An 8,534-nucleotide genomic window follows, 5' to 3' on the forward strand; every position below is an offset into this window, starting at 1 on the left:
ATGGCCATCTTCAAGGAAATCGCCGGCTTGCGCCACTGGCGGCAAGCCCTCAAGGGCACCCTGGCGCTGGTCCCCACCATGGGCAATCTCCACGCCGGGCACCTGGCCCTGGTACGCCTGGCAGCCACCCGCGCCGATCATGTCCTCGTCAGCATTTACGTCAATCCCCTGCAGTTTGGCCCGGGGGAGGATTTCGACCGCTATCCGCGCAGCCTCGGCAACGATCTACAACTCCTGGGAGAGGCGGGCTGCCAGAATGTCTTTGCCCCCGATGACAACGTCATGTATCCCCATGGCCGTCAGGACCTCGCCATCGTCCTGCCGCCGCGCAGCCTGAGCAGCGTGCTCTGCGGCCGCTCCCGGCCCGGCCACTTCGCCGGGGTCAGCACGGTACTCAGCAAACTCCTGCACATGGTCGCCCCCGAGGTCCTGGTCCTGGGCGAGAAGGACTATCAGCAGTTGCGTGTCGTGCAACGGCTCCTGGAGGACTGCAACTTCGCCGTGCAATTGCTCCCCGCGCCTACCCAGCGGGAAGCCGACGGCCTCGCCTACAGCTCCCGGAATCAGTATCTCGGCACCGCGGAACGCCGCATCGCGCCGCTGCTCTTTCAACACCTGCAAGAACTCGCCCGGCGCAGCAAGGAATCCGATGCCGACCCCGCCCTCCTCGCCCAGGCAACGCGGGAAAGCCTCGAGCTGGCCGGTTTCGTCGTCGAATATCTGGAACTGCGGGACGGCACCAGCCTGCAGTCCCTCCCGCGCCCTCGCCCGGGGGCACGCTGGTTTGCGGCGGCGCGGCTGGGCCGGACTCGCCTCATTGACAATCTGGCCATCGACCTATGACCCAATGCCTGCGGGAAATCCCCTATAACTACACCTCCTTTTCCGATGCCGAAATCGTCCAGCGCCTCATCGGCGTCGAGGCCTGGCGCATCCTCGAAGACCTGCGCGCCCAGCGCGTGACGGGGCGCTCGGCGCGGATGCTCTTCGAGGTCCTGGGTGATCTCTGGGTAGTCCAGCGCAACCCTTATATCCAGGACGATCTCGCCGCCGATCGCCAGCGCCGCGAGGCCTTGTGGGCGGCCATCCGGCACCGTCTGCAGGACATCGGCAGCCGCGCCGACGGCAATGCCCTGGTACAACGCCTCCTGCAACTGGCCGATGCCGCCGTGGGCAGCTTCATCGCCGCCTTTGATGCCCAGCGGACCCTGCGCCAGCGGGCGGCGAAGCGCTTTGCGCGCATCACCCGCAAGGATAATGCCGACTTCAGCGCCTACGCCCGCGTCGCCCACGTCACGGATGCCTCGGACTGGCGGGTGGAGTATCCCTTCGTGGTGCTCTATCCGGAGAACGAGGCCGAGGTGCAGCGCATGGTCGTGGCCTGCAGCGAACTCGGCCTGCAGATCATCCCCCGCGGCGGCGGCACCGGCTATACCGGCGGCGCCATTCCGCTGAGCACCCATTGCGCGGTCATCAACACCGAAAAGCTGGAAAGCCTCGGTCCCGTCGAGTTTGTCACCCCCCCCGGCCTGGATCAGGCCATTCCCAGCATCGCCGCAGGGGCCGGGGTCGTCACCAAAACCGTAGCCGAGGCCGCCGAGGCCGCCGGGCTGGTCTTCGCCGTGGATCCCACCTCCATGGACGCCTCCACCATCGGCGGCAACATCGCCATGAATGCCGGCGGCAAAAAGGCGGTCCTCTGGGGCACGGCCCTCGACAATCTCCTCTCCTGGCGCATGATCACTGCCGACGCCCAATGGCTGGAGGTGGAGCGGCTCGATCACAATCTGGGCAGGATCCATGATCAGGAAAGTGTACGCTTTCGTCTCAGCCGTTTTGCCGCCGATGGCCACACCCCCATCGGCACGCCGGAGATCCTCACCCTGGCCGGCCGGAGTCTGCGCAAGGCAGGTCTGGGCAAGGATGTCACCGACAAATTCCTCGGCGGGCTGCCCGGTATCCAGAAAGAGGGCTGTGACGGCATCATCACCTCCGGCCGCTTCCTCCTGCACCGCTTCCCCAGCCATCAGCGCACCCTCTGCCTGGAGTTCTATGGCAACGACCTGCAGCAGGCCGTTCCCGCCATCGTCGAGATCAAGGCCTATGTCGAGAAACAGCCGCAGATCCTCCTCAGCGGTCTGGAGCACCTGGACGAACGCTATGTCAAGGCGGTGAAATACAGCAGCAAGGCCTCCGGCCGCGGTCTGCCCAAGATGATCCTGCTTGCCGATCTCGCCAGCGATGACGAGCAGGCCCTGGGGGCCACAGCGGCCGCCGTGGTGCGGCTGGCCAATGCCCGCGGGGCGGAGGGCTTCATCGCCACCAGTCCCGAATCCCGGCGCCGCTTCTGGGCCGACCGCGCCCGTACGGCGGCCATCGCCGCCCATACCAACGCCTTCAAGATCAACGAAGATGTGGTCATCCCCCTGGAACGCCTTGCCGACTACAGCAACAGCATCGAGCGCATCAACATCGAGCAATCCCTGAGCAACAAGCGCGCCATCATCGCCGCCCTGGGCGATTATCTCCAGGGTGGCCTGCCGCAGATGCGCCAGGCCAAGGACTATGAGGACAGCGCCGAAAACCGCGCCATCATCGCCGCCAAACAACAGGAGGCCGGGGCCCTCCTGGATGGGGTGGCCAAACGCTGGCAGGCCATTGCCGACGGCCTGAACGACGCGGCCGCAGAGCACGAAGAGCTGTTGGATGAGGCCGCCCGCCGGAACCTGCGCCCCGGCGACCGCCTCATCGATCTCCTCCTGCGCCGCAGTCTGCGCATCAGTTACCGCCGGGAGGTGGGCAAGGCCCTGGACGAAATCTTCGGCGGCGAGGCCTTTGTCGGCGTGCGCCAGGAGATGCACCGCATCCATCAGGAGTTGCGTCGCAGCCGGCTCTTCGTCGCCCTGCACATGCATGCCGGCGATGGCAACGTCCACACCAACATCCCCGTCCTTTCCAGCGACTACACCATGCTCCGGGAGGCCGACCGCATCGTCGACCGCATCATGGCCCTGGCCCAGTCCCTGGGCGGCGTCATTTCCGGCGAACACGGCATCGGCATCACCAAGATGCGCTGGCTGGAGCCGGAAAAGGTCCAGGCATTTGCCGCCTACAAGGCCCAGGTGGACCCCCAAGGGCTCTTCAACCCCGGCAAACTCCTGCCGGGCTCCGGCCTCGACGGCGCCTATACCCCGTCCCTGCAACTCGTCGAGCAGGAGGCGCTGCTGCTGGAAGCCAGCGAACTGGGGGCCCTCAACGCCGAGATCAAGGACTGCCTGCGCTGCGGCAAGTGTAAGCCGGTGTGCATGACCCACATCCCCCGCGCCAACCTCCTCTATTCGCCGCGCAACAAGATCCTCGCCACCGGGCTCCTCATCGAGGCCTTCCTCTATGAGGAACAGACCCGCCGCGGCGTCTCGCGCCAGCATTTCACCGCCATGAACGACGTGGCCGACCACTGCACCACCTGCCACAAATGCGAAACCCCCTGTCCGGTGGACATCGATTTCGGCAAGGTCTCCGTCCACATGCGCAACATCCTGCGTGCCCGAGGCGAGAAATCCTTCAACCTCGGCACCCGGCTGGCCATGAGCTACCTCAACGCCACGGAGCCGCGCACCGTGCACTTCCTGCGCCGTGGCGTGCTGCAGACCGCCTATCGCGCCCAGGCCCTCGCCCACGAGATCGCCAAGCCCTGGCTACCCAAGACCCCGCCACCCGCCACCACGGAAAAGCCCACGCTCCGCGCCGAGGTCATTCACCTCCTGCGCAAACCCCTGCCGACCGACATGAGCGCCCAGACCATGCGCCAGCTTCTCGGCCTGGAAGGCAGTGAAACGGTGCCCATCCTCCGCGATCCGCAAAAGGTCACGGAGGACAGCGACGCCGTCTTCTACTTCCCCGGCTGCGGCAGCGAGCGCCTCTTCAGCAAGATCGGCCTCGCCACCCTCGCCATGCTGCACGCCCAAGGCACGCAAACGGTCCTGCCCCCCGGCTATCTCTGCTGCGGCTACCCCCAGACCGCCGCCGGCCAGGACGACAAGGGCCAGGAAATCTCGGTGCGCAACCAAGTGCTCTTCCATCGCATCGCCAACACCCTGAATTACCTGGATATCAAGACCGTGATCCTGTCCTGCGGCACCTGCATGGACCAACTCATGCAGTACCAGTTCCAGCAGATCTTCCCCGGCTGCCGTCTCCTCGACATCCATGAATACCTCATGGAAAAAGGGGTCAAGCTCGACGGGGTGGAAGGCGTGCAATACCTCTACCACGATCCCTGCCACAGCCCCATGAAGACCTACAAACCCTTGCAGGTTACCCAGGAACTGCTGGGACAGGCGGTGCGGGACTCGGGACGTTGCTGCGGCGAGGCCGGCACCCTGGCCAGCAGCCGGCCGGACATCGCCACGCAACTGCGTTTCCGCAAGGAAGAAATACTCCACGACGGCATCCGCGCCCTCACCGGTGGAGAGCGCGCCGACAACGGCGAGGTCCGGCTCCTCACCAGTTGCCCCGCCTGCCAGCAAGGCCTGGAACGCTACCGGGAGGATACCGGCCTCGCTACCGACTACATCGTGGTCGAACTGGCCCGGCACATCCTCGGCGCCGACTGGCAGCAACGCTTCATCGCCCAGGTGCGTCAGGGGGGCATCGAGCGGGTCCTGCTGTGAAGCGAACGAAGTGGCACCCGCCATCAGGAAAGCGCCGCACCCGCCCTGGGGCCCGCGGGCATCGCCGGATCTCGGGATGAACGAAACACGACCCAGCACGCTGCCCCTGGATGGAATACTGGACCTGCATGCCTTCCGTCCCCGCGAAGTCCCCGACCTCGTGCGCGAGTACCTGCGCAGTTGCCGCCGCCAGGGGATCACGCAAATCCGCATCATTCACGGCAAAGGCAAGGGCGTCCAGCGCGAAATCGTCCACGCCATCCTCCGCCAGGAACCCGCCGTGGCCGCCTTCCGCCTCGCCAACGACCGCAGCGGCTGGGGAGCCACCCTTGTAGACCTCTATCCACCGGGCCGAATCCCGGCCCAAAAGCCCCCCAAATCAGAGGTGCCGCCGCCCGCCCCACCCCGCCGCCCGCCCCTCTGGTACCGCCTGCTGCAGCAGATTTTCGTCAAAAAAGGATAAGATGACCGTCAGCGGGACATACCAGTCCGCCTGCCGGGTGAATCAGCGCCTTCCCGCAAGGGACTTGTTGGCAGCGTTACTCCCTGATCGTTCAGGCCCCGACTGGGGGCTCTGCTTAATCACCGTCCTGCGCCAGCATGATTTCGGCGGCCTCGATGATATCCCGCTCGCCGCTGAGGATATCCCCCTTGGCTCGCTCCTTCTCTACCAAGGTGATGATCCTGTTCAGGTAAGCCGCCTTCACCCCGAGGGATTCCGCCACCGCCTGGATGTCCTCCTTGATTTGCGCCTGCAGGGAAGCGATCCCCATGCGACGGTTGATGATATCTTCGATGGCCTCTTTGCTTTTGGCATCTACCTGCACGGCTGGGTCTCCTGATCATGGAAGCGAGCGCTACGATAACCGCCGCCGGGTTGAAACGCCAGGGGGCAGCGACCAGCCCTAAAGGGAGCGCTGGACCAGATCCTGCGCGGACGGCATGCAATCATGATCACCCCAATACACCCTGCAAAAAGGCTATCAATGGCACTCCATATTCTTCAATTTTATGAATGGAATTGTGGCCCGCCTTGGGCAAAACCCATAGCTGCACCCGCTCGTTTTTGCGCTGCGCATAAATCGCCCGGGCGTCCGCCACCGGTACCTGGGCATCATCCTCGCCATGAACGAGCAACACGGGACACTTTATCCGCTTGATGGTGGCAATTGGAGCGATATCGGCAAAACGCACACCAATTTGCCTCTCTACCGTCTTGAGCACCCAGCGCCCCACCGGCCAGTAAGGGACATGATGAGCTGCCATGAGCCTGCGCATCACCACGGCAGGATGGGCAAAGGCGCCAATGCTGACCACCCCCGCCACGGGGCGGCGGGAAGCCACCAGCAAGGCCGCCGCCGCCCCCAGCGAATGACCCAGGATAGCGACCTGACCCGGCGCAACATCGGGCCTGGCTTCGAGCCAATCGATGGCATGCTCCAGATCCTCGGCGAATTTGGGCATGGAGGAGAAACCATCCGCATCGCTCTTGCCATGATTCCTTGCGTCAAAAAACAGCAGCGAGTAACCCGCACGATGTAGAACCGGCGCAAAAGGCAACATCAACTCTGCGTTTCCTCCCCATCCGTGGATAACCGCGATGGCCGGGACCGGCAGGGGTGCGGAGATGAACTGTGGCGCAGGAATGTACCAGGCGAAAAGCCGTTTGCCCCCTTCGGTGGCAATGGATAATTCCCGGTAAGGCAGATTGAAACGGGCTGGCGTGCCTTTTTCCACCATTCGCGGCGCCCGAAAGGCGCGGCGGAGGAACCATGGCGCGAGAGCGTCGAACGATGCCAGCAACGCAACGATCCCGGCGAGAAGTTCAACGATGCGTGTCGTCATGGTTGCAACCGAACATCCCCAAAGGCGATCTCATGAGCACGACGCTGCGCTGACCTAGAGAGTCGGGATCAGAGCGCTCCTGTTCTGGTATGTCATGTTGCTAAGCAACCCCCACCGCTCATGGCCAATCTTGCTGGCTTGCCTTGAGTGGGGATGCCCAGTCATCAGACGGCCTCCCACGTTCCAGCATTTTCCGAAAAAAACAGCGTAGGGAGCGGGCTTCAGCTTAGGCCACAGGCCATCGACCCGTCAATGGATGCCTTCGTGTGCCCGATTGGGCTGCCTTACCACCCATTCCTGAAACGTCATTTCACCGAAGGTCGACGGCCTCCTCCAGCAGGTTCATCTGGCCAGCATCCGCTGGGTTAACATCGACATTGGCCAGGCCGCTCACGGTCACTCCCAGCAACCGGACGGATGCATGCGCAGGCAAGCCGGCAGGGATGGCCTTGGCCAATAACCCGGGCAAGCAGGCAGCGATGGCTTCCGTGCGCCAGATCGCCTGCGCGTCGGTATGCGCCCGGGTGACCGTCGCGAAATCCGGGAAGCGTGCCTTGATGCTCAAGGTACGCCCCGCCAAGCCCAGTGCCTGGAGACGAGCGGCAACCTGCCCCGCCATCTGCCGCAGGGTGGCCAGCATGACCTTCGGGTCTGCCAGATTCTCCGGGAAGGTGCGTTCGGTGCCGACGGATTTCCGCTGGCGGCTCGGTTGCACGGGACGCCTGTCGATCCCTCTGGCGATCTCATAAAACCAGAGGCCGGCCTTGCCGAACTGCGCGATCAATGTCTGCCGTGACGCATTCCGGAGATCCAGGACCGTATGGATCCCCATCGAGGAGAGCTTTTTCACGGTGGCCGGGCCCACGCCGTGGAGCTTGCTGGCGGGAAGAGGCGCCAGGAAGGTCAACCCGCGTGCCGGTGGAACCACAAAGAGCCCGTTGGGCTTGCGCCAGTCGGAGGCGAGCTTGGCCAGCAACTTGTTGTAGGACACCCCCGCCGAAGCGGTCAATCCCGTTTCCCGCTCAATACGCGCCCGGATCTCCCGGGCGATCCGGACGGCCAGGACCCCATCGGCGGTGGACGCGGTCACGTCCAGAAACGCCTCGTCCAGCGACAGGGGTTCCACGAGAGGGGTATAGCTCCGCAGGATTCCCATGACCTGACGGGAGGCCTCCCGGTAGGCCTCCATGCGCGGGCGGAGAAAAACCGCCTGGGGGCAGAGCGACCGGGCACGGGCTGCCGTCATGGCGGAATGGATACCAAAGCGGCGGGCCTCATAGCTGCAGGTCGCCACGACGCCCCGGCCGGCGGGATCGCCGCCGACGATGACGGGCTGACCCCGCAGCTCGGGATGGTCCCGTTGCTCCACGGCGGCGAAAAAGGCATCCATGTCCACATGGATGATCTTGCGGAGTTCGACACCGTGTTTTGAATGTGGATCCGGCAATGGACAGTCTCCTCGGCTACTCAGATTCTATCAGGAACCGGCCCGGGGAGGAGACGATGCCCGGGGTATGTATTTGGGCAAGGGGTCGAGGAGCGATGAACGTGCTTGCCGATGGGCGATGGAAGGCGGTAGATTGCGAAGAAGTGGTGGGCGGTAACAGATTGGAAGCGAGCATTGGGTTGCTGAGATGCCTGTCCACCAGGCGTTCTGGAACCGATCATGTTATGAATGGCATGGCCCCCTGAATTGCACAATGATTTCCATATCACGGCATGCCAGCAAGAGAGATCGCCATGGCAACGGCACGACAGACGGAACAACAGGCAAATACAGGGATGAGTAGCCTCACCTTTTTGTCTGATATTGGCATGCCAGACCACTGGCTCGACATACTTGTAATCTAATGCGTTACACGTACACGGGTATAGACCCATAAGACAAATGGATCAAAATTGTCTATATAAATGATCACACAAGAAACGGAGGATCCCACAGGGGGTCGGCAAACTCGCCAGAAGCCTGATGCCCGTCGATTCGGTATGGACACAATTCAGCCCTCGAGAGAGGGA

The 8,534-nt window shown here is 63.7% G+C and carries 6 protein-coding genes; 3 read left to right on the plus strand and 3 right to left on the minus strand.

The window, feature by feature from the left end:
- The 3 genes from panC (at position 1) to ACP5MM_RS07285 (ending at position 5,136) form a co-directional block, all read left to right on the plus strand.
- Entirely contained in the window at positions 1–843 is an 843-nt protein-coding gene (gene panC, locus ACP5MM_RS07275) for a pantoate--beta-alanine ligase (RefSeq protein ID WP_427931678.1), read from the plus strand.
- A complete protein-coding gene (locus tag ACP5MM_RS07280) occupies positions 840–4,673 on the plus strand; it encodes a DUF3683 domain-containing protein (RefSeq protein WP_427934329.1) in 3,834 nt (1,277 codons plus the stop codon). The genes panC and ACP5MM_RS07280 overlap by 4 nt, the downstream gene beginning before the upstream one ends.
- Before the next feature lie 76 nt (positions 4,674–4,749).
- Positions 4,750–5,136 carry a Smr/MutS family protein gene (locus ACP5MM_RS07285; protein WP_427931675.1) on the plus strand — a complete coding sequence of 129 codons (387 nt, stop codon included), beginning with the start codon at positions 4,750–4,752 and terminating at the stop codon, positions 5,134–5,136.
- 115 nt (positions 5,137–5,251) lie between these two features.
- Here ACP5MM_RS07285 and ACP5MM_RS07290 read toward each other — a convergent pair whose 3' ends face one another.
- The 3 genes from ACP5MM_RS07290 to dinB form a co-directional block, all read right to left on the minus strand.
- A complete protein-coding gene (locus tag ACP5MM_RS07290; protein WP_427931673.1) occupies positions 5,252–5,500 on the minus strand; it encodes a hypothetical protein in 249 nt (82 codons plus the stop codon).
- A gap of 127 nt (positions 5,501–5,627) precedes the next feature.
- Positions 5,628–6,518 (minus strand): alpha/beta hydrolase, encoded by an 891-nt coding sequence (locus ACP5MM_RS07295; protein ID WP_427931672.1) that lies wholly within the window; start codon positions 6,516–6,518, stop codon positions 5,628–5,630.
- Positions 6,519–6,828: 310 nt separating this feature from the next.
- A complete protein-coding gene (gene dinB / locus ACP5MM_RS07300) occupies positions 6,829–7,965 on the minus strand; it encodes a DNA polymerase IV (protein WP_427934330.1) in 1,137 nt (378 codons plus the stop codon).
- Between the last annotated feature and the right edge of the window lie 569 nt (positions 7,966–8,534).

It is taken from the genome of Acidithiobacillus sp. (assembly GCF_049965315.1).
Lineage (GTDB): Bacteria > Pseudomonadota > Gammaproteobacteria > Acidithiobacillales > Acidithiobacillaceae > Acidithiobacillus_B.

Bases quoted from the DNA above. Each gene is read 5' to 3' on its own strand.
- panC (WP_427931678.1), top strand. From the start codon at position 1: ATGGCCATCTTCAAGGAAATCGCCGGCTTGCGCCACTGGCGGCAAGCC.
- ACP5MM_RS07280 (WP_427934329.1), top strand. From the start codon at position 840: ATGACCCAATGCCTGCGGGAAATCCCCTATAACTACACCTCCTTTTCC.
- ACP5MM_RS07285 (WP_427931675.1), top strand. From the start codon at position 4,750: ATGAACGAAACACGACCCAGCACGCTGCCCCTGGATGGAATACTGGAC.
- ACP5MM_RS07295 (WP_427931672.1), bottom strand. From the start codon at position 6,518: ATGACGACACGCATCGTTGAACTTCTCGCCGGGATCGTTGCGTTGCTG.